Consider the following 25,920-nt stretch of genomic DNA (forward strand, 5'->3'; position numbering starts at 1 on the left):
CCGTTGAACATGGCGCTTTTATTCGGGGGTAGCTGGGGTTGCCCACAGTCAGTATTCGTTGATCGACTGCCGCGAGCGCCCTGGCCACCAGGTGCTGCAATGTAAAAAAGGCCAGCGGAACGTCGCTCTCGCGCCCCGCTGGCAGAGGTAAAGCCTTTACCGTGCGATCAGACGCTGATGCACAGGTATTTGATTTCGAGGTAATCCTCGATACCGTACTTGGAGCCTTCGCGGCCCAGGCCAGAAGCCTTGATACCGCCGAATGGCGCCACTTCGTTGGAAATCAGGCCGGTGTTGATGCCTACCATGCCGTATTCCAGCGCTTCGGCGACACGGAACACACGGCTCATGTCGCGGGCGTAGAAGTAGGAGGCCAGGCCAAACTCGGTGTCGTTAGACATGGCGATGACTTCGGCTTCGTCTTTGAAGCGGAACAGCGGCGCCAGCGGGCCGAAGGTTTCTTCCTTGGCAACGGCAGCGGTCTTGGGCACGTCGACCAGAATGGTCGGCTCGAAGAAGTTACCTTCGATCAGCTTGCCGCCGGACAGGACCTTGGCGCCTTTGCTCACTGCGTCTTCGATGTGCTCCTGCACCTTGGCCACGGCCTTGCCGTCGATTAGCGGGCCAGTGGTGGTGCCGTCTTCCAGGCCGTTACCGATCTTGAGCTTGGCGACAGCGGCGGCCAGCTTCTGCGCGAACGCGTCATAGACGCCGTCCTGCACGTAGATACGGTTGGCACAGACGCATGTCTGGCCGTTGTTGCGGTACTTGGAGATGATCGCGCCTTCGACTGCCTTATCCAGATCGGCGTCGTCGAACACGATGAACGGGGCGTTGCCACCCAGCTCCAGGGATACTTTCTTAATGTCCTTGGCGCATTCCTGCATCAGCTGGCGACCGATTTCGGTGGAGCCAGTGAAGGAGAGTTTGCGCACCAAGGCGTTGCCGGTCAGCTCGCCGCCGACTTCGCCAGCACTGCCGGTGACCACGCTCAGCACGCCCGCCGGAATACCGGCACGGTTGGCCAGTTCGACCAGGGCCAGCGCGGAGTACGGCGTCTGCGAGGCAGGCTTGAGCACCATGGTGCAGCCAGCGGCCAAGGCCGGGCCGGCTTTACGGGTGATCATGGCAGCCGGGAAGTTCCACGGGGTGATGGCCGCAGTGACGCCAATCGGCTGCTTGATGACGATCAGGCGCTTGTCAGGCTGGTGGCCCGGGATGGTGTCGCCATAGACGCGCTTGGCTTCTTCGGCGAACCACTCGATGAAGGAGGCGGCATAGGCGATTTCGCCTTTGGCTTCAGCCAGCGGCTTGCCTTGTTCGGTGGTCATCAGGCGAGCGAGGTCGTCCTGATTTTCGATCATCAGTTCGAACCAGCGACGCAGCTTGGTCGAGCGCTCCTTGGCGGTCAGGGCACGCCAGGCCGGCAGGGCCTTGTCGGCTGCCTCGATGGCGCGGCGGGTTTCCGCAGTACCCATCTTCGGCACGGTACCAATGACTTCGCCCGTGGCAGGGTTGGTCACATTGATAGTCTGGCCGCTGTCCGCATCCAGCCATTCACCGTTGATGAAGGCTTGCTGGCGGAACAACTGAGCGTCTTTGAGCTGCATGTCGGCTTCCCGAATTGTTGATTGTTGAAAGCGCCCAGCGCAGGGCTCCGAGCGTTTGAAATCTCAAACGAATGCTAAGCGTCTGCTGGGGTGTTGGACAATAGGCTGTTCGAAAAAAAGAACGAGCGGTTGAACACCTTAATCTGAAATCGGCCCGCTGGCCTGGCGTAATGCAGCCCGCCGGACCTGGGCGAGCACGAATCGAAAATAGTAGCCCTAGGCAGCAGCACCATGGAGGCGAAACACGGCAACAGGTAAAAAGGGCTACAGATCAAGGCGATGGACGCCGACGAACGAGATAGGTATCATGCGTGCGCGTTGCACTCGTAGCTCAGCTGGATAGAGTACTGCCCTCCGAAGGCAGGGGTCGTGGGTTCGAATCCCGCCGAGTGCGCCATACATGAAAAGCCCCAGGCCAACGCCTGGGGCTTTTTCGTTTGTGCGCCCTGTCACACGCCTGGTACTGCCGTACCACAGGTCATTGGTGTTAGCGTGAGGGCCTTCCCGCACGACGGGGCCTCATCAATGACTGGCGAAGGAATGCGTACACTCATGCACCTGAAAAAGCTCACCTCTGTTTCCCTGCTGGCGGCCAGCATCGGCTTGTTCACATTGCCTGCCCAGGCCAACCTCACCCAGCAGCAGTCCGCGGCGATCGTCAAGGCGTTCGACGGCAGCGATCCGCATGACTTCAAGCAGTTTCTCGGCAAGCTCAAAGGCAGCGACCTGAACCAGGCCGATGGCCTGGGCGCCACCCTGGACACCTACCTGGCCGGCAAGCCGTTGGACGCCGAGCAGCAGAACGAGATCAATCGCCTGCTCGGGCTCTACACCCGCATCAAGTACGGCAAGGCCGCCACCCAGACGCTGCGCGAATTGGTGGCCATTCCCACGGTCACCGTCGAGGGCACACCTCAGCATGAAAACCCTGAGTTCCTGAAGATCGCCGACAAGATCAAGGCACTGGCCGATGGCTTTGGCCTGGCTTTTCGCAACGTCGACAACCGTGTCTACGAAATCTCCCTGGGAAGCGGCAAGGAAGTGGTCGGTATCCATGCCCATGCCGACGTGGTTCCTGTCACACCGGAAAACTGGAAGCTTGCCGACGGCACGCGCCTGGACCCGTTCAAGGTGACCCTGGTCGGTGATCGCATGTACGGCCGTGGTACCGAGGACGACAAGAATGGCATCGTCGTAGCGCTGTATGCCCTGAAGGTCGCCAAGGATGAAAACCTGCCCCTGGCGCGGCAATTCAAACTGCTGATCGACACCACCGAGGAAACCAGCGGCGATGCCATCCCGTACTACTTCGAGCGCAACCCCACGCCTGACTACAACCTCGCCCTGGATGGCGGCTACCCGGTGGTCATCGCGGAAAAAGGCTACGGCACCGTGATGGCGAATTTTGCCAAGCGTGCGGCCAGCGGCCACGGGGCCGAAATCGTCAACCTCACCGGTGGGCTTGCTACCAATCAGATCCCGTCCACCTCGGTAGCGACCTTGCTCACCGACGACTCCAGCGCCCTGGCGCAGCGACTGAACACGGCCGGTGCCGAGTACGTGAAGCAAAACGGTGGCGACTTCAGCATCGCTGCCAAACCCGATGGCAAGCAGGTGGTGCTCACCGTGACCGGTGTGTCAGCTCATTCCTCAGAACCCGAATCGGGCGTGAACCCTGTCGCGCGCATGCTGGACTTCATCAATGGCGTGGGCAAAACGGTGCCATTGAAGCAGAACCAGTTCACCGATGCTGCCCGCTATGCGGCGGACAACTGGGGCCTGGACTACCTGGGCAAGAAGCTGGGCATCGCCTATGACGATGCGTTCATGGGGCCGCTTACCGCCTCGCCAACCTTCGTCGGTGTGGATGACAAAGGCTTGAAGCTGGCGATCAACCTGCGCATTCCCAAGGGCAAGGCGGTCGCAACGATCAAGGATGAAATCGCCGACAAGCTCGGCAAATGGTCGCAGCAGAGCCATATCACGCCCGCCTACGACTACAGCCTGGATGAGCCGATGTACCGCAACCCAGAAGGCGAGTGGGTCAAGGCACTGCTGGCCGTGGCCAGCGAAAACCTGGGCATGGAGCACACCTTCGGTACGTCCGCCGGGGCCACCTCGGTTCATGACCTGCCCAACGGCGTGCAGTTTGGTCTGGCAATGCCCGGCGTGAAGTACACCGGGCATAACGACAACGAGTTCAAGACCGTGGACCAGTTCATGCTGGACCTGCAGGTGGTTAGCGAAATGGTGGCGCGGATTGGGCAGATGCCGAAGCTCTGAAGCATCTGCCTTCTTGAGCCTGGGCTCCGCCCGCTTGTGCATGACGACCCGACCTTCGCGTTGGGATCGTCATGCAGCGCGAACGCGTGCGAACAAGGCGGTGACGAGCCGGCGACAAAGCCATACAAGATGATGAAGCGCCGGGGTACGTCGGGTTTACGGACAAAGAAGATAGCGGGCAACGCGCATAGCCCGAAACTACGCCGGCAAAGCCAAATAGCCCGATTTGGGTATGCGAAGCGGCAGGACCATGGAGGTCCAGAGCACGCTGAAGGCTGCGAAGATGAGCAACCTGAACACCCCCGCACGCGCAGGGTACGTTCGCTGAGAAACAGCTGCAGCACCGAACGGAGCAAGGCAAAGTAGCCGCCGCTGACCGAAGCCGGTGAAGGTGCGGGCAGCATGCGCCACAACACCAAGGCCATCCCCGCCATCAGCAAGGCCGACACGAAATACACGCTGCGCCACAGCTAGCGCCCAGTGAATGCCCAGTAGCGCACACTCTTGAAGCGATTGGGGACCGATGGGCCGAGGACGTACGGCGGTTCAGTGATTTTCTGAAGCGACTTGGTGTCGCCAAGAACATCCTCACCGTAAAGCTCAAGGCAATGGTCGAATTGGGCGTGTTCGAGGTCCGGCCTGCTTCGAATGGGAGCGCTTACAAGGAGTATGTGCTGACCGAGATGGGGCGGGCCGCCTTCCCCATTGTCATCAGCATGCGCCAGTGGGGAGAGCGTTTCCTGTACGGTTCAGGCGAGTGCCATTCGATCATGCTAGATAACGTGACGAACGAGCCCATCGAGACGATCATCGTTCGATCCCGTGCAGGCCGGCAGTTGAGCCCCGAGGACTGTCACCGACGACTGATCACCCGAGAGGGTTGAGGCAAACGCTCCCTGCATGCTCATGACGTTTTTCAATCACCTCGATGCCGTTTCCTGCATTGCCGGACGGCGCTGGGTGGTCGATGCTTGCATGACCGTCGCCAGTGTTTCCCTCCACCCGCAGAGGCCGCCATGAAAAACGTCGAACAAATCCTCAAGAGCAAGTCCGAACACCAGACCGTGTATACCATCGGCCCGGACGACTCAGTGCTCGACGCCCTCAGACTGTTGGCCGAGATGAACATCGGCGCACTGCCTGTCGTTGAAGGCAACGAGGTGGTAGGTATCGTCAGTGAACGCGATTATGCGCGCAAGCTGGTGCTCAAGGGACGCTCGTCGGCCGCCACGCCGGTGCGCGATATCATGAGCGCACCGGTGGTCACCGTGGAGCCGAAGCACAACCTTGAATACTGCATGAACCTGATGACCAACCGGCATTTGCGCCATCTACCGGTGGTGAGCAACGGTGAGCTGTTGGGGCTGTTGTCGATTGGCGACCTGGTCAAGGAGACCATTGCGGAGCAGGCAGGGCTGATCTTGCAGCTCGAGCAGTACATCCGCGGTGAGTGAAACGCTTGGAAACGCGTTTGCCCGCACGCGCCACAGGTAAGGCTGGCCGTCAGCCGAGTCCAGAACGGTCCACACCCTATCCCGCTTGAATGGCGGTAACGGCGCATTGACTGGGGCGACTCACGGCCACTTACTCTTTCGCTGCGGGTAACTTATTTCTTGGCCGGATGAAGTGCTTCGTTCAACTGGTCGATCATGGGAATCCAGTCGGCATCGGCAGTGTAGCTTTCCTTGAGAAAAGCACGCTGGCCTTCACTCCAGAACGGTGCATCGACCAACTTCACATCATCGTCGAGCGGCGAATGGGTGGTGATGAAGCGCTCGATCTCGACCGGATCGTCGTCCAGTCCAAGCTGCTTGAACAATTCGGAAAAGTGGTGAGTCGGTTTGTCCATGATTCCTCCGCAGTGCCGGCATGCGCTTCGGTGTAAGCGCCAGTCCTGTTTGAGAGCTTGCGCTCAAGGGTGGGCATCAGCGCCCCAGGCAGGATGACTGCAATCATCGTGCCTGGGAAATAGACAGCGCGCCAAAGCAGAAGACTCGATAAATCCCACTAATGCTCTGAGCAGATGGCTGTGAGCCAAAAGGCGCAGCCCCCCTGCCCTGGATCTACAGCGGCGCGCGGCGCAAGGTGGCCAGGAACGTGGCCGCACCGATGAACAGCCCGGCAAAGGTACGGTTGAGGCGCTTTTGCTGCCTGGGTGTGCGCAGCACCCGCAGCACGCGGGCTGCAAGCCCGGTATAGCCCGCCATCACCAGCATGTCGACGGCAACCATGGTCGCGGCGATGGCGATGTACTGTGGCAGCAAAGGCGCATGGGGATTGATGAACTGCGGCAGCACCGCCAGCATGAAAACCAGGGCCTTGGGGTTGCTGACGTTCACCAGAAAACCTCGGAACACCAGGCTCAGCGGTTTGCCGATGGGTCGTATACCGGATTCATCGCTCATGTCCATGGGCAAGGCGCGCCATTGCTTATAGGCCAGGTATACCAAGTAGGCGACGCCGAACCATTTGATTACATGGAAGGCGGTGGCCGAGGCAGCCAGGATGGCTCCGACACCTGCAGCAATGATTGCGATCTGCATCACCAGGCCGATCTGCAAGCCCAGCGCATTCCAGTAACCGCGCCAGAACCCGTACTGCAGCCCGCTGGACATCGAGGCGATAGCGCCCGCGCCGGGAGACAGACTGATTACCCAGCAGGCGGCAAAAAAGCCCAACCACACTTCCATCGACATCCCACACCTCGCTCATGCACATGTTTCAAAACATTAAGCTAAGGTGCCGATGAAAAAATGACCAGCGCAATTTGAACGATTCTGCAGCTCTGCTTCCGGGAGGCCGGTAGCAAAGCTCGCAGAGCGCGCGTCAGCTGAGCGCTTCGAGTTCGGCCTGCATGGCTTCAAGCGTTTCCAATGCCTGCATCCAAGCGTCTTCGAGGTCACCTTCACGTTGCTTGAGCGCAGTTTGCCGGGCCAGCAATTCACGCAGCTCTTCCTTGCGCGCCGCTTCGTAGAGACCACCATCACCCAACGCAGCCTCGATCTCGGCCAACTGTGCATGCACCTGGTTGAGTTCAGCTTCAAGCTTGTCAGCGGTCTTCTTGTGCGGCGCCAATTGTTGGCGCAATGCTGCCGCAGCCTGGCGCATGGCCTTCTTGTCGGTCTTGTCGGGGTTGGTTACCGCGCTACTGACCGGCGTGTTGCGCTGACGATAGTCCACGAGCCAGCGGCTATAGTCATCAAGGTCCCCGTCGAAGGGTTCGACCTTGCCATCGGCGACCAGCAAGAAGTCATCAGTGGTGCTTTTGAGCAGGTGCCGGTCGTGGGACACCACGACCACTGCCCCTGCGAATTCCTGCAAGGCCATGGTCAGGGCCAGGCGCATTTCCAGGTCCAGGTGGTTGGTGGGTTCGTCGAGCAGCAGCAGGTTCGGCCGCTCCCAGGCGATAAGCGACAGCGCAAGCCGTGCTTTTTCGCCACCTGAGAAGTTCACAACCGGCTCGTCTACGCGGTCGCCATGAAAATCGAAACCACCGAGGAAATCGCGCAGCGTCTGCTCGCGCTCGGTTGGAGCAATGCGCTGCAGGTGCAGCAAGGGGCTGGCCTTGTCGTCCAACGAGTCGAGCTGATGCTGGGCAAAATAGCCGACGGCAAGGTTTTCACCTCGCACCAGGCGCCCGGACAGCGGCTCAAGCTCACCGGCAAGATTCTTGATCAAGGTGGACTTGCCTGCGCCGTTGGGGCCTAGCAGGCCAATGCGTGCACCTGGCACCAGCTGCAGCTTCACCTTCTCGAGGATGGCCTTGTCGCCGTAACCCAGTCGCCCTTCGGACAAGCTCAACAGGGGGCTGGAGATTTTCTGCGACTCGCGGAACACGAAATCGAACGGCGAATCCACGTGAGCAGCTGACAGCTCCTCCATGCGCTCCAGGGCCTTTATGCGGCTCTGTGCCTGACGCGCCTTGGTGGCCTGGGCCTTGAAGCGCGCAATGTATTTTTCCATGTGCGCGCGCTGCGCCTGCTGCTTCTCGTAGGCCTGCTGCTGTTGGGCCAGGCGTTCGGCACGGGTGCGTTCGAAGGCACTGTAGCCGCCCTTGTACAGATTCAGCTTGCGTTGTTCGACATGCAGCACGTGATCGACCACGGCATCAAGGAAATCCCTGTCATGGGAGATCAACAACAGCGTGCCCGGGTAGCCCTTGAGCCAGTCTTCCAGCCAGAGGATGGCGTCCAGATCCAAGTGGTTGGTCGGCTCGTCGAGCAATAACAGGTCGGAGGGGCACATCAATGCCTGGGCCAAGTTCAGGCGCATCCGCCACCCACCGGAGAAGTCGCCGACGCGGCGGTCCATCTGCTCGTTGGTAAAGCCCAGCCCCGCCAGCAGCTTGCGCGCTCGCGCATCGGCGGTATAACCGTCAGCACTGTCCAACTCACTATGCAGCCGGGCCAGTGCCGTACCGTCATGGGCCTGTTCGGCCTCTGCCAACGCAGCCTGCACCCTGCGCAATCGCACATCGCCGTCGAGCACATAGTCCACGGCCACCCGGTCAAGGGTATCGACCTCCTGGCGCATGTGTGCGATCCGCCAGTCTGCCGGCAGGTGGCAATCACCGCCATCGGGCGACAACTCACCGCGCAGCAAGGCGAACAAGCTGGATTTGCCGGCACCGTTGGCACCGATGAGGCCGGCCTTGTGACCGGTGTGCAGGGTCATCTCGGCGCCATCTAGCAAGCGCTGAGGACCACGCTGTAAAGTGAGGTTGGATAGTCTGATCATGATGGTCGCGGAGTCTACCAGCTTCCTCGGCCCATAGCGCGAGTGGAACCATGCAAAGCGACTTGTGGGATCACGCCCTGAGCCTGTACGCCAGGCCCGGTGTGGAAGCGGCTTGCCTCGACCTGCAACGGCAAGGAGGCGATGTATGCCTGCTACTGTGCGCCACCTGGCTGCAGGCCAGGTCAATCGAGGTGCAGCAACTGCGCATCGAGGCATTGCAGGGCTGTGCAGGGCCCTGGCAACGGGATGTGGTATCGCCCTTACGAAGCCTGCGCGAACAATGGCGAGAATCAGCCAAAGAGGATCAACCGTTGGCTGAACTTCGAGAGCAACTCAAAAAGCTGGAGCTTTCGGCCGAAAGAGCGCTGTTGGAGCGCTTGCAAGCCTGTGCATCACAGTGGCCCGCTGGCAGACCTGGACAAACGGGCGACTGGCTGGCTGGGCTTGTGCCGAGCCAGCTGCAAGATCACCGCGCGCTTGAACAATTGCGCGCGGCGGCACTGGCGCATCAGGCGTCGGTGGACGACGACTGAGTAGCACTTACATCGGATACTGGTGTGGCAGGGCTCACCGAGTTGCCGGACGATGGGGCTTTTTCTTCCGCAGCTGTTGCCGGCTTGGCACTCGCGGAGCGGCTGCTGGCAGTGCGTGTCGCCGTTCTGGTAGCGGTGCCACGGGTGGAGGGTTTGGCAGGTGCGGGCTTGCTTGTGGCTTTTGCACCCGCAGCGCCTGATGCAGACTTGGATGCAGCCTTAGCCGCCTGGGGACGGGCTGCATTAGGTTCGGTCGCGGAAGACTTGGCCGCCGTTGCTTTGGCAGGGGACTTGGCCGCGGCCGGCTTCTCGGCAGCCTTGGCCGCGGTAGGCTTCGAGGCCGATCTTGCAGCGGGTTTGGTTGCCACGGATTTAGCGTCGGCGGCCTTGGCCGCAGGCTTGGTCGCTGCGGTTCGCGCGGCTGGTTTGGCCTTGCCGGTAGCGTGGGTGGACGATTTGGCGGCTGTGGTCTTGGCAGCAGGCTTGGTAGCGGCTGGGGCGGCAGCCTGGGCTGCACGTTGGTCGAGGGCCTTGGTGGCAGCTTCACGCACCTTGCCAACACCCTGGGCCAGTTTCAGGCTGTCCTGAGCATCGCGCTTTAGCTGCTGGATGTAGCCGCGAGTCTGGGTCTGACGGTCCTTGAGCGAGTCGAGCAGCGCTTCGAGCTCGGCAACTGCCTTCTTGGCCTTGTTTTGCGACTTGGCTTTGCCCGCCGTTGCTGCGTCCTGCAACTTCAAGCGACCGTTATGCAGTTTTTCCTGGGCCTTGCCGCGCTGCTTTTCCAACTTGGCCAACAGCTTCTCTGCATCAGCCAGCGCTTGCGAGCAGGCCTCTTCCAAATGTTCAAGCAAGCTACCCGAAAGTTGCTGAAGCAGGTGTAACGGCGTGCTGACTGGCTTTTTCTTGGCCGACATGACTTACCTCCTGACTGATGAGAGTGCGACTCATACTATGCTTCCGCTGCGCAGGCCGCTAGGGCATCTTGACCGCAATATCCATACACTGTTGCATATCAACGTCTGAGTACATTGCGCATCGCAAACACTGCAATCAACAACTCATCGCCGACGCTAACTGCCGTTGCTGAATGCATCATGTGCCCGGCACCGGGCGAGCCCGCACCGCCCTGGACACTGGCATACTTCGCCACCCACCGCCGTAGGAATTGGTCATGCTTCGATCCATTGTTCTAGGTTTTTGCCTACTGCCGATGTTGGCCGTGGCCAACACCGATGATCAGGACCTCGCCTACAGCCTGGGCGCCAGCCTGGGTGAACGGCTGCGACACGAAATGCCAGGGCTACAGCTCGATGCGCTCATTGAGGGCTTGCGCCAGTCGTACCAGCAACAGCCCTTGAAGTTGAGCCAGGCCCGCATGCAGGCGCTGCTCGAACAGCACCAACCGCAGCAGCAAGACGCTGTGCCCCAGGCGCCTGAAGCCGCAGAGGTACGTTTCATGGCCAATGAGCAGGCGCGTGCTGGTGTGCGTGAGTTGATGCAAGGCGTGCTGTACAGCGAGCTACAAGCAGGCAATGGCCCGCAGCCCAAGGCAGGCGCCAAAGTACTGGTGAATTACGTGGGGCGGTTGCCCAGCGGGGACGTGTTCGACCAAAGCCGTGAACCGCAGTGGTTCAGCCTCGACTCGGTTATCGAGGGCTGGCAGGTGGCGCTGCCGCAGATGCGGGTGGGGGCAAAATGGCGACTGGTGATTCCGTCTGCACTGGCCTATGGCGCCGACGGCGCGGGTGATTTGATCGCACCCTACACGCCGCTGGTTTTTGAAATCCAATTGCTGCAAACCAAGGACTGAATGACCCTCAGACGGGCGTCAGCCCTTCTCCCTTGTGCGCGTTGTGCAGCACTTCAATCAGACAGTCTTCAAGCTCGAAGCGCTCATGCAACAAGCTGCCAAGCTTGCCGAGCTTCTCGGCGAAGCGCTCGGTGTCCCTGCATTCAGCCTTGACGCAGTGATCGTTGAAGGCCAGTGCAATCTGGGTAATGTCATCGATGCGTGGGTTGATCTCGCCTGCAAGGTCAAGGGCTCGGGTGTCCCCAAATGCCTCGGCCTCAATGACCAGTTGTTCACAGATTCCGAAGTGCCACGTCGAGACGTAGTCCACAAGCAGCGCACAGAAGTCGCCGTTGGTGTCCTTGTCTGCAAAAGCAAGCTTGGCATCGCGTAAAGCACGATAGGCATGAACCAGTTGCTCGCGCTCGCTCAGCCAACGGTCGATCAGCGCGTTGACCCCGCCCCAGCGTTCCTGTGCATTCTGACAACTATCGAGCATGGCGATCTCTTCCCCTGTGGGCAGATGCCGCTGCTCCTCGCGTAGCGCTGCTATGGCACGAGTTTGAATCAGCAGGACAGCATCAAACCTTGGATTTTCGGTATGCGTGCTCGGAGATTATTCCCACGCAAGCTGCCCTTCAAGGTATGCAGGGTAATAACTTCGTACAAGTGTTTAATAAACCGCTTTAAGACCACCGGTCTACGGCAGTTCAGCGTTGCTCGAGGTCATGGATGATCAAGGCATGCAGGCGACTTGCAAGTAGATGGCCAAGCGCCAACGCAGCCAGGAGCACAAAGGCCATCAGGCTCCATTCGGGTAGCGTCAAGTCCATGAAGCTCCAGGTAAGGGCATTGCAATCAGGGGCCCCGGAAAACAGTTGCCGGGCAAGCTCGTTCCAGTACTGCCCGGCGTTGCGGTCGATGGCGACGGGGCACACCAGATCATCGACAACCACCCCCTGCAACCAGACTTGCCTTGCGGCTACTGCAGCGCCACCCAGAGCAAAGCCAAGCGCTAGCTGGGCATAGCGGCGTTGGCCTTCAAGTGTCGGCCCATGCAGCACCGCGCTTAGACACACCAGGACATACCCTGCCAGCAGCACCCGTTGCGTCAGGCACAGTAGGCACGGTAAAAGCCCAAGCGCATCCTGCAGCTCGAATGCAGTGACCAGGGCAGTGAGCGCCACCAGGCAGGCAGGGAAGAAGAAAGTACGCAGGCGGGCCGGCAGCATGGGCAGTGGGGATCCCGGTATCGGTGGTCGTGGCTTGAAACGGTAGAGGAAACACATCCTTTGTTTCAAGGCACAACAGTCGAGACAATTCCCAGCGTTGCCTAGGAAATATCCAACTGCCGTGTAAGACGCACCGTAAGAAAATACGTCAGGATTTCTCCACCCCAAACCGAAAGATTACCTGCCCATGAAGCCCGCGGCTTCCCGCGGGCCAGGGTCAGGTCAAGCGCGAACCGTCTCCGGCAAAGGCAGCGCCAGCAAACGCTCATCGAGCAAACCAAGCCCTTCCTGGAAAAGCTGGTTGCTGCGTTCGGTTTCGCCAAGGCCAGCGAGCAGACGCGCCAGCTCGGCGCAGGCTTCGGGGTTGCGCTCCATGCGCAAGCTGCTTTCCAGGTAGTCACGGGCCTTGCCCCACAACCGATTCTGCAAGCTGAGTCGACCCAGCGTCAGCAGCAGACTGGCATCCTGGGGATGGTCCTTGAGCCAAACTTCGGCGGTCTGCAGCTGGCGCGCGGGATCCTCACCGCGCACCAGACCGTACAGCCGGGCAAGATGGCTTTCGTAGCTGCGCTTGAGCGCCGTACGCAACACCTGCTCGGCCTCGTCCTGGGCGCCGAGCTGGCGCAGTTGTTCGGCATAGGCCAGGACCAGTTGCGGCTCCTGACGCTGGGCGGAGGTCAATTGCTGCCAGGCACGCTCCAAGGCTTGGCGAGCCGTTTGCGCATCTTCGCCCCGGTTCTGTGCCAGGCTCAGGTTTTGCCCCCAGGCACGACGTTCGAGCGTGGCAAGCTCGGTAGCGGGCAGCACCTTGTTCTTGCGCAGGTCCGGCATCAGGCGAATGAGCGCAGGCCAGTCGCCGCGCTCGAGCTGCAAGCGTTGCAACAAACGCAGTACCTGAGTGTTGTGCGGATGACGCTCCTGCATGGCCAGCAACGTCTGAAGCGCCCCGTCGTTGTCGCCACGGTCCATTTGCAGTTGGGCATGGGTCAGGGCTACGGCAAGCTCCGCCTGAGGTTGCCGCTCCAGCGCACGCTCCAGCAGACCGTCGCTTTCCTCGACACGGCCCTGCTCGTTGGCGGCCTTGGCGGCGCCAAGGTAATACATCAGCGGTTGGCGTTCAGCCTCTGCGGCCCTGTGCAGATGACGCTGGGCGCTGGCCCAGCGCCCTTCTGCCAAGTCCAGCTGGCCCTGTTCGATGGCAACGCGGTTACGCCGGCTGCGGTTGCGCCGGGACCAGGGGTTGACCGCCCCGCCAGAGGCCAGGACCAGGCCGACCAGAAAACGCAACACCAGCAGCGCCAGGATGACGGCCAGCAGCCCCAACAGCGCGGCCCAAAGCCCGGACTGGTAACGGAAGCTGCCATAGGAAATCATCACGTAGCCGCTGTGCTTGGCAACGGCTACGCCGAGGGCCGCCGCCACCACAATGGCCAATACCGCCAACAGGTAGACACGCTTCATGGCTTGTCTCCCTTGTCCTCGGCAGGCAGATGCCGGCGCTGGATATAGGCCTGAACGGAGGCAAGACTTTCACTGAGATCAGGGGTCACGACCGAAACGGGTTGCTTGGCCAGTGCGTTGAGGCTGTCGAGCATGGCTTTGCTTTGCGGGTTGTCGGCGTTGAAGTTGGCCAGCAGCACGCTGCGTGCATCATCCAATGCCTGGGCATAGACCTTCGCATCACCGTTGAGCGCTGCCCATTGCGCCTGCTCCAGCGTAAGGCTCAGCGCCAGGCGCAGCTGGTTGAGCTGCTGACCGGCGAGCAACGGTTTCACATTCTCGTCGGCATTGAATTCAATCTGGAAATACTTGGATATTTCCGACCACCATTTGGCCAGGCGACTGGCGCTATCGCCGTCACTGGTCAGCGCACCCATGGCATTGGCGTCATTGTCGAATTCGGGCGACTGGGCGCTCAATTGCTGAACGAGCTCACGCTGGGCCGCCAATTTCAGGAACAGGCCGGTGCGGTCAGGTTGCTGGGTATTGTTGAGGGTGGCGAGGCTGCGGGCCAGTTGCTCGCGCGCGGCGAAGGCGCCAGGGTCGCTTTGCTCGCGCAAAATCTCGTCCGCGCCTTCGACCAGTGCCTTGGCGCTGGTGATGTCCTGCAAGGCCGACAGCCTCAGGGTCGCCAGGCGCAACAGGTGTTCGGCTTCGGCCAGGCGCCATTCCTTGCGGCTTTCACCAAGTACGGTCTCAAGCCGCTGACTCAGACGCTGTTGATCGCCTTGGAGCTGCGCCACCAGGCGACGGCGGTCTTCAAGCTCGCTGGCTGCCGGCAGACCTGCCAACTGCGCGCTGATTTTCTGTTCGCGCTGCTGAAGTGCCTCGGCACGCTGGTTCAGCGCCTCCAGGTGCTGGCCCTGATCGAACTCGCTGCCTTGCAGTTGGTGCACTTGCCAAGCGCCCCAACCACCGATAGCGATGCCGGCAGCGCCCAACAACAGGGCCAGCGCGGCCAAGCCATTGCCGGAGCGCTTGGCGGGCACTGGGGTGACAGGCTCCGTCGGCGCCTGTGCCGATGTTTGATCCTTGTTGGACAAGACAGTCTCGCTCACGTATCCATCCTTTGCATGGGGGCGCGCCGCCTTAGAGCTTGGCGCCTGGGTCGGCAGGTGCAGCGCTGCGCTGCACGGCTGCCAGCAAGGCCGTGGCGCTGGCGCCACGGCAATCCACAACGTGTTGGGCACCTGCGGCCCGGGCCTGTTCGGCGACCCGCGGGCTCGGTACGAACACCGGCAAGCGTGCCAGCTGCGGCCATTGGCTACCAGCCAGTTGCTGCAAGTGTTCGAAACCCTGTCCACTGCTGACCACCAGGCCATTAAGGCGTTCCGCTTCGATGCGATGCAACAGGTAGCCTGCAGGGTAGGGCGGCAGGTTGCGGCGATACAGTTCCAGATAATCGACGGTAGCACCTAGCTGAGCAAGACGCTCTGCCAGCAGTTCGCGACCTCCGACACCCCGCACGATCAAGATGCGCGGCGCTGGGTTCGCCAGCACCTGTTGCAGCGCAGGCAATTCGAGCAGGGCTTCACTGTCGTCCCCGCATGCGGGGAAGCTGACATCAAGCTGTGCATCCTGCAGCACCGCAGCTGTAGCCGCGCCTACCGTGAACCAACCCTGGGGCGGTAGGGATAGCTGCCGCTGCTCCGCTGCCGCCAGCAGCAGCCGGGCGGCCGGTTTACTGACCACGATGAACCCCTGGTAAGTGGACAGTTCCTTGAGCAATTCCAACTGCGGCCGCTGCAGCATGACAGGTTCGATTGCAAGCAAAGGCATGCAGCTGCTGGCTATGCCGGCTTCGCCCAGTGTGTGGGCAAGCGCTGCACACTCCTCGGCGGGCCGGGTCAACAGCAGGCGCCAAGGGCTCACGAATGCCCCGCCTCGCCGTAGACTTCCTTGAGGATGGCCTCAGCGCCCTGGTTGAGCAGGTCTTCGGCCACCTGCATACCGAGTGCTTCGGCTTGCAGACGAGGCGCCCTGGCCTGGGCGACCAACAGGGTACCGCCGTCTGGATGCCCTACCAGGCCGCGAAGCCACAGCTGGTCTTGTTCGAGCACGGCATAACAGGCGATCGGCACTTGGCAACCGCCGTTGAGGCGCTTGTTCAAGGCGCGCTCGGCTACCACACGATCGGCCGTATCGAGATGATGCAAAGGCGCAAGGAGCGCGTGGATCTCTGCGTCGGCGCTGCGGCACTCGATGCCGACGGCGCCTTGCCCCCCGGCAGGAAGGCTATCGTCGACGCTGATGCTGTCGGTGATTCGCGCTTCGAAGCCCAGGCGGATGAGCCCGGCTGCCGCCAGGATGATGGCGTCGTAGTCACCCGCGTCGAGCTTGGCCAGGCGTGTATTGACGTTGCCGCGCAGAAAGCGGATTTGCAAGTCGGGACGACGGGCCAGCAGTTGGGTCTGTCGACGCAGGCTCGAGGTTCCGACGATGCTGCCGGCGGGCAACGACTGGAGGCTGTCGAATCGGTTAGAAACGAAGGCATCGCGCGGATCTTCACGCTCGCAGATGCAATACAGGCCAAGGCCCTCGGGAAAGTCCATGGGGACGTCTTTCATCGAGTGCACGGCAATGTCGGCTTCGTGCTCGAGCAGAGCGGTTTCCAGTTCCTTGACGAACAGCCCTTTGCCGCCGATCTTGGCCAAGGGTGCATCAAGCAGCTTGTCACCCCGACTGACCATGGGCACCAGGGAGACTTTCAGGCCAGGGTGGGCCTGTTCCAGGCGCGCCTTGACGTATTCGGCCTGCCACAGGGCCAGGGCACTTTTACGGGTGGCAATACGGATTTCGCGAGTGGACATGTAACGCCCCGAACCAGAGAAATGCCGCCGATGATAACAGCATCACCGGCGGCACTAGCAGATACGGATCAACAGCATGGCCGAAGCTGCCAATGACAGGCCCAGCGGGACGCCCCGTGCGGCTGTCATGAGTGCTGGCGCGTCACTGGCTCAGGCGTTCAGAGGGTCTGCATCATCTTGCGCATGCCTGCTACATGGCGCCGGCTCACGGTCAGGGCATCACCGTCGAGCCCTTGAAGGTACAGTTGGAAATGCCCCAGCGGTGTACGTTGCAGGCGTTCGATCCGCTCCCGCGCAACCAGTGCATTGCGGTGGATACGCACAAAACGGTCGCCAAATTCATCCTCGAGCGCCTTGAGCGGCTCGTCGAGCAACACTTCGCCCGTTTCATGACGCAGGGTCACGTACTTGTGATCGGCGATAAAGTAGATGACCTGAGCGATAGGGATCAACTCGATGCCCTTGCGGGTTCTGGCGCTGATGTGGCTGCGAGGGCCACTGCCCTCGTGGCCTGGACGCGTGAGCGCGGCCAGCTGGCCGCGGTTTGGTCGCTCGGCCTTGCGCAGTGCCTCCCGAAGCGCCGGCCCGTCAACAGGCTTGGTCACGTAGATAAGGGAGGCTTGCTTGAAGGCATCTTCCCCATACTCGTCATCACCGGTACAGAACACGAGCGCAGGCGGCGCCTCACGCTCGCACAGTCGGGCGGCGACCTGCAGACCATCGAGGCCAGGCATTCCGATATCCAACAGGACAATGTCGGGTTTCAGGCTTTCGATCAGCGCAAGGGCCTCTTCACCATTGGTGGCACTTGGCTCCAGCACGGTATAACCCTCGAGTTCACCGAACATTAGGCTTAGGCGCTTGAGGTCTTGGGGTTCGTCATCAACGATCAGGACATTCATAATTGCGCTGGATTCCTGAGTGAGTCTCGCACGGTTAAAAGCGTAGACAGCTGTGTTTGAAGCGACGCTGCGTGTCACGCTCTAGACCGGTGCGATAGCCAAAGATTCACTGTGGCTGGCAGATTAGCTGCCCGCCTCTGTCAAACTGTAGACGGTCCATGGAACACTGCCGTTCAATCCGTAAAATCTCCGTTGCCTACAGCGCGCTATGCCTTTTCCTCGCGCCCACCCTGCAGGCGCCCTGCGGCACTGGGCCTAACCCTGTTATCATCGCGGCAATTTTTCGTTCACGCCTGTAATGAGTGAAACCATGAGCACTGACAAGACCAATCAGTCCTGGGGCGGCCGCTTCAGTGAACCCGTAGACGCCTTCGTCGCCCGTTTCACGGCCTCGGTCGATTTCGACAAGCGCCTGTACCGCCACGACATCATGGGCTCCATCGCTCATGCCACCATGCTGGCGCAAGTCGGTGTGCTCAGCGATGCCGAGCGCGACACCATCATCGATGGGCTCAAGACCATCCAGGGCGAAATCGAGGCTGGCACCTTCGACTGGCGTGTCGACCTGGAAGACGTGCACATGAACATCGAAGCGCGCCTGACCGACCGCATTGGTATCACCGGCAAGAAACTGCACACCGGCCGTAGCCGCAATGACCAGGTCGCGACCGACATTCGCCTATGGCTGCGTGACGAAATTGACCTGATTCTGGCCGAAATCACCCGCCTACAAGAAGGGCTGCTGGAACAGGCCGAACGCGAAGCCGAAACCATCATGCCCGGCTTCACGCACCTGCAGACGGCACAGCCGGTGACCTTCGGCCACCACTTGCTGGCCTGGTTCGAAATGCTCAGCCGCGACCATGAACGCCTGGTCGACTGCCGCAAGCGTACCAACCGGATGCCATTGGGCAGTGCTGCGCTGGCCGGCACGACCTACCCCATCGACCGTGAGCTGACCTGCAAGCTGCTGGGCTTCGAAGCCGTGGCAGGCAACTCACTGGACGGCGTGTCGGACCGTGACTTCGCCATTGAATTCTGCGCCGCCGCCAGTGTGGCGATGATGCACCTCTCGCGCTTCTCCGAAGAACTGGTGCTGTGGACCAGTGCCCAGTTCCAGTTCATTGACCTGCCCGACCGATTCTGCACCGGCAGCTCGATCATGCCGCAGAAAAAGAACCCGGACGTGCCCGAGCTGGTGCGTGGCAAGAGCGGGCGCGTCTTCGGTGCACTGACTGGTTTGCTGACCCTGATGAAAGGCCAGCCGCTGGCCTACAACAAGGACAACCAGGAAGACAAGGAACCGCTGTTCGATGCCGCAGACACGCTGCGCGATTCGCTGCGTGCCTTCGCCGACATGATCCCGGCCATCAAACCCAAGCATGCCATCATGCGCGAGGCCGCCTTGCGCGGGTTCTCGACCGCAACGGACCTAGCCGACTACCTGGTGCGCCGTGGCCTGCCGTTCCGTGACTGTCACGAAATCGTGGGCCACGCGGTGAAGTACGGGGTCGATAGCGGCAAGGACCTGGCAGAGATGAGCCTGGAAGAGCTCCGTCAATTCAGTGACCAGATCGAACAGGACGTATTCGCCGTCCTTACGCTGGAAGGCTCGGTAAATGCCCGTGATCACATCGGTGGTACGGCACCGGCGCAGGTACGTGCAGCGGTGGCGCGCGGCAAGGCGTTGCTGGCCGCACGCTAACGGCGCTGAGTGACGGGGCGGGGGCTACCCTGCCCCGTCGCTTTGCCAAAAATATTCAGATTGTTGGGGGCTGTAACACAAGCCCCCATCTGGTCGGACTAGCCCGCCGCCTCAGCGCCTGTTGCGCATCATTTCCAAGAAGGACGGCATTGCCGCTTCCTTGTCTGCGACGATTTTCGCCATGTGGGGGTTCTGCCCCATTAGTTCGAGCAATGCCTTGGCCTGAGGGAAATCTTCAAGGAAGTCGATGTTGAGCACTTTCTTGCCTACGGCGCATGCCAGGTCGACCGAGAAGCAGAACATCAGGTCGGCCAGGGTCAATTGCTCGCCTGCCACGTAAGGTGCAAAACGCCCGTTGCGCTTGAGCGTGGCGAAACCTGCCAGAAGCTCGGTGCGCGCCTTTTCCTTGACCAAGGGTTCCACGGGCATGCCAAAGAATGCTTCGGCGTAGCATGTACGCGCAGGGAGCTCGATGTACAGCTCGATCTCCTTGACCAACTCATGCACCTTCGCCTTTGCGTACGGATCAGCGGGAAGCAGCGCCTTGCCGTCCTGGGTCTGCTCGATGTAGTCGAGGATCACCGTGGTTTCGCTGAGAAAGCCGTGCTCGGTCTGCAGCACCGGCACCTTGCCCCGTGGGCTGACTTCCAGCACCTGAGGCGTCTGACCGCTGAAGAACAGGACTTCTTCGAAAGGCGCGCCCTTTTCCAACAAGGCCAATTTGACCATGTTGTAGTAGTTGCTGACAGGGAATCCGTGGAGCTTGAGCATGGTTCGACAGCCTCCGGGCCGTATGGGAATGGCAGGGCTTTTATAGCCCTTTTGGCCATCGGCTGACCAGCGTCATGCACCCGGTCAATGACCAGGCATTGCCACCACGGACGTGGCAAACTGTAGCGCCCACGACAGGAGTAATCCCATGAGCGAGCCCACCGATATCGACAATGACGATGAAGCGTTCGCCGAAGCCACGCTGACCCAGGCCATTGAAAACCAAATTGAAAGCGGCGAGCCGGCTGCGGCGAAGGCTACGTTCAACAAGCTGACACTGGTCGGGTATGAGCGCGAGGATATCCTCAACCTGATGGCCCACGTGCTGGCCTTCGAGATCGACAACATGCTGGCGCAGGACCGAGCCTTCGACAGCCAGTGGTATGAAAACGCCTTGCGCGCGCTACCCGAACTGCCTCCTGAGATGGATCAAGGCGACGACGAATAACCCGGCTACACTCCAGATTCAGGCACCCCCGCGGTGCCGCTATCCTCGTCTGGAAGTCAGGAGTCGCCATGTCCTTTTCACCCGAACTGATCGCTGAACTGGAAGTGCTTGCACTGTTCAATCTCGACAGCAGCCAGGAAGGCATCAAGATTCACAACACCGCATCCCCGACGCTCATCGCCGCCGCGCAGCGGCTGCACGAAAAAGGCCTGACCGATCAACCCGACGGGGGCTACCTGACCAGCCTGGGTCACGACGCGGTCGAAAGTGTTCAGTTGCTGCAGAACATTCTGAGAGCGCCCCAGCCGGCCTGACCTTGTGATTGACTGGGGCTGCGCTGCAGCCCCTGCTGTACATTGGCCGCGGAACACTCATTCACAAACCGTAAACTCTGTTTTCTCGGCTGCGCGCGCCTTGCCTGACCCTTGTCTCGATACTTTTACACAGACTCTATTTACCCCTCAGTGCTCCATGGGACGCTTCCAACCGCCTCCAAGCGCCAGAAACACGCCAACCTGCCCCATTGCAACCTGGCTGTTCGCAGCCGCCAACTGCGCACGCATGTCGGTATAGGTCCGCGTCGCCTGCAAGTCCGCCAGAAATGACTCACGCCCAGCCTGGTAGTACCGGTGCGTCTGGTCGGCCGCTTCCCGAGCAGACTTCTCTGCCTCGGCCAGTGCATCGCGCCGGTCCAGCAGTGCGCTGTATTGAGCCAGCCTTGTCTGGGTTTCGCGTATGGCATTGAGTACCACACCATCGAAATTCGCCAAGGCCGCCTGGGTGGACGCTTCAGCCATGCGAATGCGGGCCCGCGTGCCGTTGGTGGGGATGCTCCAGCTGATCTGCGGGCCGAAGCCCCAGCGGTTGGTCGCAGGCTCGCCCAGGTTGTCCAGGATGCCGATGGTCCCGACCTGCGCGCCGATGCTGATCTGTGGATAAAGCGCGCCGATCGCTACACCGATATTGGCGGTGGCAGCCGCCAATTGGCGCTCTGCCTGGCGTACGTCGGGGCGACGTTTGAGCAACGCGGCGCCATCGCCCACCGGCACTAACTGAGTCAGCTGCGGCAGTTCAGAGCAATCGGCAGTTCCTGCTGGCAGCTTCTGCACGGGGACCGCCAGCAATGCGGCCAGGGTATACAGGCCTGTCTCACGTTCGGCCTTGAATCGCGGCAGCTCGGCGCCCAAAGACTTGAACTGGGTTTGCGACCGCGTCACCTGAGTTTCATCACCACGCCCCGCATCGCGCAGGCGCTGGCTGAGCTTGACGCTTTGCGCCTGTAAATCGAGCGACTCACGGGCAATGTGGTATTCCTCGTTGGCCGAGCACACCTGGGTGTAGGCCTTGACCACATCCGCCACCAGCGTGATCCGCGCCGTGTCCGCTGCGGCCTGTACCGCATCGGCACTGGCCCTGGCAGCTTCCGTACCGCGTTTGAAGGTGCCCCACAGGTCGAACTGGTAGGACGCGCTTATGATCGCCTCGCCGATGTTCGCCACAGGCACCTTCTCGGGCTGCAAGAAAGCTTCCCCAGACTCTTGCAGGCGCTGGGCACCTAGCTTCACCCCACCGTCGAAGCCTCCTTGAGATTCAGCGATGTCGACCTGCGCACGGGCCTTGGCGATGTTCGCCGCAGCCACGCGCAACTCGGTATTGGCACTCAGGGCCTGGCGTACCAGCGCGTTCAACCGCGGGTCGTGATACAACTGCCACCAATCTTCCGGCACCGGTGCCGACACCACGCTGTCGGCATCTTGGCGCAGGGGGCCGTTGAGGTCAGTGCGCTGGATTGCCGCTTCTTTGGGCAGCTCGTAGTCTGGCCCGACCGTCATGCAGGCGCCGAGCGACAGGCATAGCCCTGCGAGCATCAGCCGTTTCATGGGTGCATGTCCTCGACGATCGAGACGGTGGCGGTTCGCCCGGCAATCATGCGGAAATCCTGCGGGACTTCGTCAAAGGCGATCCGCACCGGAATCCGCTGGGCCAGCCTCACCCAGCTGAAGGCAGGGTTGACGTTGGGCAGCAGGTTGGTGCCGCTGCTGCGGTCGCGGTCCTCGATGCCGGCTGCAAAGCTTTCCACATGCCCGCGCAGGCGGGTGTTGTCGCCCATCACACGAATATCCACCACGTCCCCGATGTGAATGCCCCCCAGCTTGGTTTCCTCGAAGTAGCCATCGACGTGATAAGAGGCACTGTCGACCACCGACAGCACCGGTCGCCCGGCGGTTACGAACTCATGGTTGCGCGGCGCGCGATCGTTGAGATAACCGTCCACGGGGCTGCGCACCACCGAGCGATCCAGGTTCAACTGGGCACTGTCGACAGCCACCTGCGCCTCACTGACCGCCGAGCGGGCGCGCGCTTGGCGCGACTGGCTTTCTTCGAGCTGTTCGGCCGCGACCAGGTTGCCCAACTTACGATTACGGTTCACCTCCCGCGAGGCCTGGGCCAAAGTTTCCTGACGCTCGCCGAGCGTGGCCTTGGCCTGACGCAGCGCCAGGGTGAAACGGTCCTGGTCGATGGTGAACAGCACATCGCCACGCTTGACGGTCTGGTTGTCGCGCACCTCGACCTTCTGGATCAACCCGGATACGTCCGGGGCGATCTGGATCACATCGGCGCGAATGTGGCCATCGCGCGTCCAGGGTGCGAACAGGTAGTACACAACCATCTGCCAGACGAGTACGGCGGCAAATGTCACGACCAACAGAGTAAGGACCACACGGCCCAGGGTCAGCAAAGGTTTTTTCATGGCAGCATCAGGCTTCGACAGAAGTGGTCCACCGCACCGAGCAGCACGGCGTAGAGGGCAACGTTGAACAATGCCCGGTGCCAGACCAGGCGATAGAAGTGCACACGCACCAGTACGGCGTGGACACCCAGAAACAGCAGGTAGGTTCCAATCATCATCACCAGCAGCGTGGGCAGGAATACCCCACTGATATCCAGTTCACCGATCACAGGGGTGCTCCATCCAGGCCAGACGGTAGTTGCAGTTGCTCCGCAGGCTCGAGCATGACCTCGACGCCTGGCAGCAGCGCCAGGCGCAGGCCAGCCAGCGCATGCAACAAATGCGGGCGGGCGTCGAGGCGTTCGCAGGGCTCATCGAGACTGAGCGCCAGCCGGGCCCTTTCCATGTTGCGCAAGAGTGCAGGTGGCGCGTGCAGCCGCTCACCGGCGCGCAGGCAGGCCGCGTAATGGGCACCCACTTCAGCGACCACCAAGGCCAGTCGCTCGCGGGCGACCTGACCGGCACGCGGCATGTACGCCAGCAAGTCGAGCAGGTTCAGCCCAACACGCAAGTCCCGTAGCGCCACGCTGCTGTCCTGGCCGGTTTGCGACAGGCGAGGTAAATGCTGCATCAAACGATCGAGCATTTTTACACCCACCTTGCGATGCTCGGCCAAGGTTGCGTGCTCGGTCACCTCGACGATGTCGCGCCAGGCGAAACGGGTCATGCGCTTGGCAGCCAGCTCCACACCGAAGGGGCGCATGACCAGGGTCCAGATGAACGCGAAGAGCAGGCCAACCGGGCCGGCGAGGTTGGAATTGAGGAAGGTGAAGAAATCGGCGTCGTAGGCACCCTGGATGCTGATGAAGGTCGAGGTGTTGACGATGGTCAGCAATGTCCCTAAGTAAAAGCGTGGCTGTACTGTCAACGTGCCGATGCAGATGAAAGGCACGGCGAAGGCCAGTACCAGCATCGGGAAGTCATGCAGGTTGGGCAGCACGAGGAACAAATACAGGCTCGAGAAAATGACCGACAGCAGGGTCCAGAAGAAAAAACGGTAGATCTGTGGGGCCGGGTCGTCCATCGCCGCGAAGAAGCTGCATGAGACGGCCGCCAGGATCACCGCACTGGCGCCATCATTCCAGCCCAGGCCGATCCACAGGCCGCAGGCAACGATGATGGCCAGGACGGTGGAGGTGACCGAGTAGAGCATCAGGCCCCGGTCGAAGAATGGCCGCAAGCGTGCCAGGCGCCAGTGCCGGTAAACGGCGCGCCAGGGGGTGGCGTCGTCGGTACGCAGAGCATGCTGCAAGGTACAGCAGTCCTGCCACAGGTCTACCCATTCGGTGAGCCGATAGAGCGCGTTGGACAGCAACAGCTCGGCCCGTTGGTCCAGTGCAGCCGCATCCGGGCGCAGATCGTCGATCCTTTGATGCAGAGCTGCCCACCGCTGGACAGAGGGGCTGTCTGCGGTGCCCTTGAGCCATTCACGTGCAGCATCGAGCACAGGCAGGATGTGTTCAAATTGCTGCGCAGCGCGCCCTTGCAAGGCCGCCAATGCATCGTCCAGCGCGTCGATGACCGGCAGCAGGTGGATCATGCGCCCACGTAGCTCGCGGGCGTTTTGCAAGGTATGGGGGCCGGTACCTTCATGGCCGAGCTGGCCGATCATCAACTCCAGTGAGTTGAAGGTCGCCACCATCGCCCCGCGCATGCCACCGACATCGACCGCGCTCTGCTGCCGGGCCAGATAGCTGTCGCTGTAGCGAATGGCATCGTTGAACCAGTTGCCGGTCGCCCCCACCACCACGGGCGCCAGCCGTCGCGGCCAGAAAATGGCCCCAACTACGGCTGCGCAGACAATCCCCAGGCAGATTTCCTGGGCCCGCGAGGAAGCCACGTCGAACACGGCCAATGGGTTATCGACCACTGCCAGGGCGATCATCGGCAAGGTATACCCGGCCAGCATGAACACGTAGTTGTTGGCCGTGCGCACATTCAGCGAGAGGAACAGCAACGTCCCCGTCCACAGGGCCACTGCGATGCTCAGCAGCAGCGGCGACTGCACCAGGGGCGGTACCAGCAGCACTGCCCCAGCGGCGCCCAGCAAGGTGCCCAGGGCGCGGTACAACGCCTTGGAGCTGGTAGGCCCCAGGAAGGGGCTGGAAACGATATAGACGGTCGCCATGGCCCAGTACGGACGCGGCAACTGCATGAGCAGGGCGATATACAGCGCGATCATGGAGGCGGCGAATGTGCGCACGCCGTAGAACCAATCGCGCGCCGGTGGCACCGAGCTGAAGAAGCCGTTCATGCGACCCCGCCCGTGCTGCCCAGCCCGGCTGCTTCGAATGCGCGCAGTACACGCAGCGTGGCCTGCAGGTCTTCTGGATCGAGCCGACTCAGCACATCACCGCGCACCCTCACCAACTCCGCCTCGATGGCCTCGGCCAGCACGCGCCCTTCAGCCGTAAGGCTCAGGGCCTTGGCGCGCCTGTCCATCGGATCTTCGCTACGCAACACCAACCCGGCCCTGCACAGCTGGTCGAGCAGGCGCACCAGGGACGGGCTTTCCAGCCCGGCCGCCTGGGCGACCGCCACCTGGTGCACGCCATCGCCCAGGCGCACGATCATCAGCAGTGGCGCGGCACAGGCTTCGGAAATGCCGTAGCCGGTCAGTGCCATGTGGCAGATGCGGCGCCAGTGCCGAGCGGCAACGACCAGGCCACTGCTGACCTGAAGACGCAGAAGATCAAGGGACATGGGAATCACATATATTCATAGTTTGCTAACTATCAATATACGCCTGATGCTCCCCCTTCCGTCAACCGGGGGCGACGAAGCGCCTGCATGAAATCTTGTTCACACG

26 protein-coding genes and 1 tRNA gene are annotated in these 25,920 nt (G+C 61.4%); 9 read left to right on the forward strand and 18 right to left on the reverse strand.

All coding sequences use genetic code 11. From position 1 onward, the window contains the following. Positions 1–167 precede the first annotated feature (167 nt). Complete coding sequence (gabD, locus tag ACF8R3_RS01750; protein ID WP_023535744.1) at positions 168–1,610, reverse strand: NADP-dependent succinate-semialdehyde dehydrogenase; 1,443 nt, start codon at positions 1,608–1,610, stop codon at positions 168–170. Between the two features lie 320 nt (positions 1,611–1,930). Between gabD and ACF8R3_RS01755 the strand changes: the two genes are divergently transcribed. From ACF8R3_RS01755 to ACF8R3_RS01770, 4 genes are all read left to right on the forward strand, one after another. Then, positions 1,931–2,007, forward strand: a tRNA-Arg gene (locus tag ACF8R3_RS01755). A gap of 155 nt (positions 2,008–2,162) precedes the next feature. After that, entirely contained in the window at positions 2,163–3,893 is a 1,731-nt protein-coding gene (locus ACF8R3_RS01760; protein ID WP_392514742.1) for a dipeptidase, read from the forward strand. Between the two features lie 452 nt (positions 3,894–4,345). Beyond that, positions 4,346–4,777 carry a winged helix-turn-helix transcriptional regulator gene (locus ACF8R3_RS01765; RefSeq protein ID WP_392514744.1) on the forward strand — a complete coding sequence of 144 codons (432 nt, stop codon included), beginning with the start codon at positions 4,346–4,348 and terminating at the stop codon, positions 4,775–4,777. Positions 4,778–4,909: 132 nt separating this feature from the next. After that, positions 4,910–5,347, forward strand: a complete 438-nt coding sequence (locus ACF8R3_RS01770) for a CBS domain-containing protein (protein ID WP_023535729.1) — start codon at positions 4,910–4,912, stop codon at positions 5,345–5,347. Positions 5,348–5,499: 152 nt separating this feature from the next. Here the strand turns inward: ACF8R3_RS01770 and ACF8R3_RS01775 are convergent, their stop codons facing one another. The 3 genes from ACF8R3_RS01775 to ACF8R3_RS01785 form a co-directional block, all read right to left on the reverse strand. Further along, the gene (locus ACF8R3_RS01775; RefSeq protein WP_058637047.1) at positions 5,500–5,742 is read right to left on the reverse strand and encodes a DUF2789 domain-containing protein; all 243 of its coding nucleotides are present in this window, start codon (positions 5,740–5,742) and stop codon (positions 5,500–5,502) included. A gap of 214 nt (positions 5,743–5,956) precedes the next feature. Further along, complete coding sequence (locus ACF8R3_RS01780) at positions 5,957–6,589, reverse strand: LysE family transporter (protein ID WP_058604691.1); 633 nt, start codon at positions 6,587–6,589, stop codon at positions 5,957–5,959. Between the two features lie 130 nt (positions 6,590–6,719). Beyond that, positions 6,720–8,630 (reverse strand): ATP-binding cassette domain-containing protein, encoded by a 1,911-nt coding sequence (locus ACF8R3_RS01785; protein ID WP_197844574.1) that lies wholly within the window; start codon positions 8,628–8,630, stop codon positions 6,720–6,722. Positions 8,631–8,680: 50 nt separating this feature from the next. Here ACF8R3_RS01785 and ACF8R3_RS01790 point away from each other — a divergent pair, with 50 nt between their 5' ends. Next, entirely contained in the window at positions 8,681–9,163 is a 483-nt protein-coding gene (locus ACF8R3_RS01790; RefSeq protein ID WP_058637045.1) for a TIGR02444 family protein, read from the forward strand. Here the strand turns inward: ACF8R3_RS01790 and ACF8R3_RS01795 are convergent. Next, positions 9,139–10,077: an AlgP family protein gene (locus tag ACF8R3_RS01795; RefSeq protein ID WP_392514731.1), complete on the reverse strand. Its 939-nt coding sequence runs from the start codon at positions 10,075–10,077 to the stop codon at positions 9,139–9,141. The two genes, ACF8R3_RS01790 and ACF8R3_RS01795, sit on opposite strands and share 25 nt — an antisense overlap. A gap of 257 nt (positions 10,078–10,334) precedes the next feature. Between ACF8R3_RS01795 and ACF8R3_RS01800 the strand changes: the two genes are divergently transcribed. Continuing rightward, positions 10,335–10,973: an FKBP-type peptidyl-prolyl cis-trans isomerase gene (locus ACF8R3_RS01800; RefSeq protein WP_078477807.1), complete on the forward strand. Its 639-nt coding sequence runs from the start codon at positions 10,335–10,337 to the stop codon at positions 10,971–10,973. 7 nt (positions 10,974–10,980) lie between these two features. On the opposite strand, the gene ACF8R3_RS01805 is transcribed toward ACF8R3_RS01800, so the two are convergent. The 7 genes from ACF8R3_RS01805 to ACF8R3_RS01835 all read right to left on the reverse strand — a co-directional run bounded on the left by ACF8R3_RS01805 (position 10,981) and on the right by ACF8R3_RS01835 (position 17,396). Then, positions 10,981–11,451 carry an Rsd/AlgQ family anti-sigma factor gene (locus ACF8R3_RS01805; RefSeq protein WP_058637042.1) on the reverse strand — a complete coding sequence of 157 codons (471 nt, stop codon included), beginning with the start codon at positions 11,449–11,451 and terminating at the stop codon, positions 10,981–10,983. A 211-nt stretch (positions 11,452–11,662) separates the two neighbouring features. Next, positions 11,663–12,184 (reverse strand): disulfide bond formation protein B, encoded by a 522-nt coding sequence (locus ACF8R3_RS01810; RefSeq protein ID WP_058637041.1) that lies wholly within the window; start codon positions 12,182–12,184, stop codon positions 11,663–11,665. A 222-nt stretch (positions 12,185–12,406) separates the two neighbouring features. Continuing rightward, positions 12,407–13,645: a heme biosynthesis HemY N-terminal domain-containing protein gene (locus ACF8R3_RS01815; protein WP_392514734.1), complete on the reverse strand. Its 1,239-nt coding sequence runs from the start codon at positions 13,643–13,645 to the stop codon at positions 12,407–12,409. Then, positions 13,642–14,742 (reverse strand): uroporphyrinogen-III C-methyltransferase, encoded by a 1,101-nt coding sequence (locus tag ACF8R3_RS01820; protein WP_058637039.1) that lies wholly within the window; start codon positions 14,740–14,742, stop codon positions 13,642–13,644. Before ACF8R3_RS01820 ends, ACF8R3_RS01815 begins: the two co-directional genes overlap by 4 nt. A 31-nt stretch (positions 14,743–14,773) precedes the next feature. After that, positions 14,774–15,556: a uroporphyrinogen-III synthase gene (locus ACF8R3_RS01825; RefSeq protein ID WP_144966063.1), complete on the reverse strand. Its 783-nt coding sequence runs from the start codon at positions 15,554–15,556 to the stop codon at positions 14,774–14,776. Next, positions 15,553–16,494 (reverse strand): hydroxymethylbilane synthase, encoded by a 942-nt coding sequence (hemC, locus tag ACF8R3_RS01830; protein WP_023535732.1) that lies wholly within the window; start codon positions 16,492–16,494, stop codon positions 15,553–15,555. The genes ACF8R3_RS01825 and hemC overlap by 4 nt, the downstream gene beginning before the upstream one ends. Positions 16,495–16,652: 158 nt before the next feature. After that, on the reverse strand, positions 16,653–17,396 hold the full coding sequence (locus tag ACF8R3_RS01835; protein WP_058637037.1) for a LytTR family DNA-binding domain-containing protein: 744 nt from the start codon (positions 17,394–17,396) through the stop codon (positions 16,653–16,655). Between the two features lie 310 nt (positions 17,397–17,706). On the opposite strand from ACF8R3_RS01835, the gene argH reads away from it, so the two are divergent. After that, complete coding sequence (gene argH, locus ACF8R3_RS01840; RefSeq protein ID WP_058604679.1) at positions 17,707–19,101, forward strand: argininosuccinate lyase; 1,395 nt, start codon at positions 17,707–17,709, stop codon at positions 19,099–19,101. A gap of 111 nt (positions 19,102–19,212) precedes the next feature. Here argH and ACF8R3_RS01845 read toward each other — a convergent pair whose 3' ends face one another. Then, a complete protein-coding gene (locus tag ACF8R3_RS01845; protein ID WP_196142558.1) occupies positions 19,213–19,872 on the reverse strand; it encodes a glutathione S-transferase in 660 nt (219 codons plus the stop codon). Between the two features lie 148 nt (positions 19,873–20,020). Between ACF8R3_RS01845 and ACF8R3_RS01850 the strand changes: the two genes are divergently transcribed. Together ACF8R3_RS01850 and ACF8R3_RS01855 are read left to right on the forward strand one after the other, a co-directional pair. After that, entirely contained in the window at positions 20,021–20,320 is a 300-nt protein-coding gene (locus ACF8R3_RS01850) for a hypothetical protein (RefSeq protein WP_058637035.1), read from the forward strand. A 68-nt stretch (positions 20,321–20,388) separates the two neighbouring features. After that, positions 20,389–20,634: a TIGR02647 family protein gene (locus ACF8R3_RS01855; protein WP_023535777.1), complete on the forward strand. Its 246-nt coding sequence runs from the start codon at positions 20,389–20,391 to the stop codon at positions 20,632–20,634. A 147-nt stretch (positions 20,635–20,781) separates the two neighbouring features. Here the strand turns inward: ACF8R3_RS01855 and ACF8R3_RS01860 are convergent, their stop codons facing one another. The 5 genes from ACF8R3_RS01860 to ACF8R3_RS01880 are packed head-to-tail and all read right to left on the reverse strand — an operon-like array spanning position 20,782 to position 25,814. Next, entirely contained in the window at positions 20,782–22,200 is a 1,419-nt protein-coding gene (locus tag ACF8R3_RS01860; RefSeq protein WP_392514737.1) for an efflux transporter outer membrane subunit, read from the reverse strand. Continuing rightward, positions 22,197–23,072, reverse strand: a complete 876-nt coding sequence (locus ACF8R3_RS01865; protein ID WP_058604675.1) for an HlyD family secretion protein — start codon at positions 23,070–23,072, stop codon at positions 22,197–22,199. The genes ACF8R3_RS01860 and ACF8R3_RS01865 overlap by 4 nt, the downstream gene beginning before the upstream one ends. Beyond that, positions 23,069–23,281 carry a DUF1656 domain-containing protein gene (locus ACF8R3_RS01870; RefSeq protein WP_023535833.1) on the reverse strand — a complete coding sequence of 71 codons (213 nt, stop codon included), beginning with the start codon at positions 23,279–23,281 and terminating at the stop codon, positions 23,069–23,071. The genes ACF8R3_RS01865 and ACF8R3_RS01870 overlap by 4 nt, the downstream gene beginning before the upstream one ends. After that, positions 23,278–25,365 carry an FUSC family protein gene (locus ACF8R3_RS01875; RefSeq protein ID WP_392475192.1) on the reverse strand — a complete coding sequence of 696 codons (2,088 nt, stop codon included), beginning with the start codon at positions 25,363–25,365 and terminating at the stop codon, positions 23,278–23,280. Before ACF8R3_RS01875 ends, ACF8R3_RS01870 begins: the two co-directional genes overlap by 4 nt. Next, positions 25,362–25,814: a MarR family winged helix-turn-helix transcriptional regulator gene (locus tag ACF8R3_RS01880; protein ID WP_058604673.1), complete on the reverse strand. Its 453-nt coding sequence runs from the start codon at positions 25,812–25,814 to the stop codon at positions 25,362–25,364. Before ACF8R3_RS01880 ends, ACF8R3_RS01875 begins: the two co-directional genes overlap by 4 nt. Positions 25,815–25,920 lie beyond the last annotated feature (106 nt).

Origin of the sequence: Pseudomonas sp. FYR_7 (assembly GCF_043106155.1) — a bacterium.
GTDB classification, from domain to species: domain Bacteria; phylum Pseudomonadota; class Gammaproteobacteria; order Pseudomonadales; family Pseudomonadaceae; genus Aquipseudomonas; species Aquipseudomonas parafulva_B.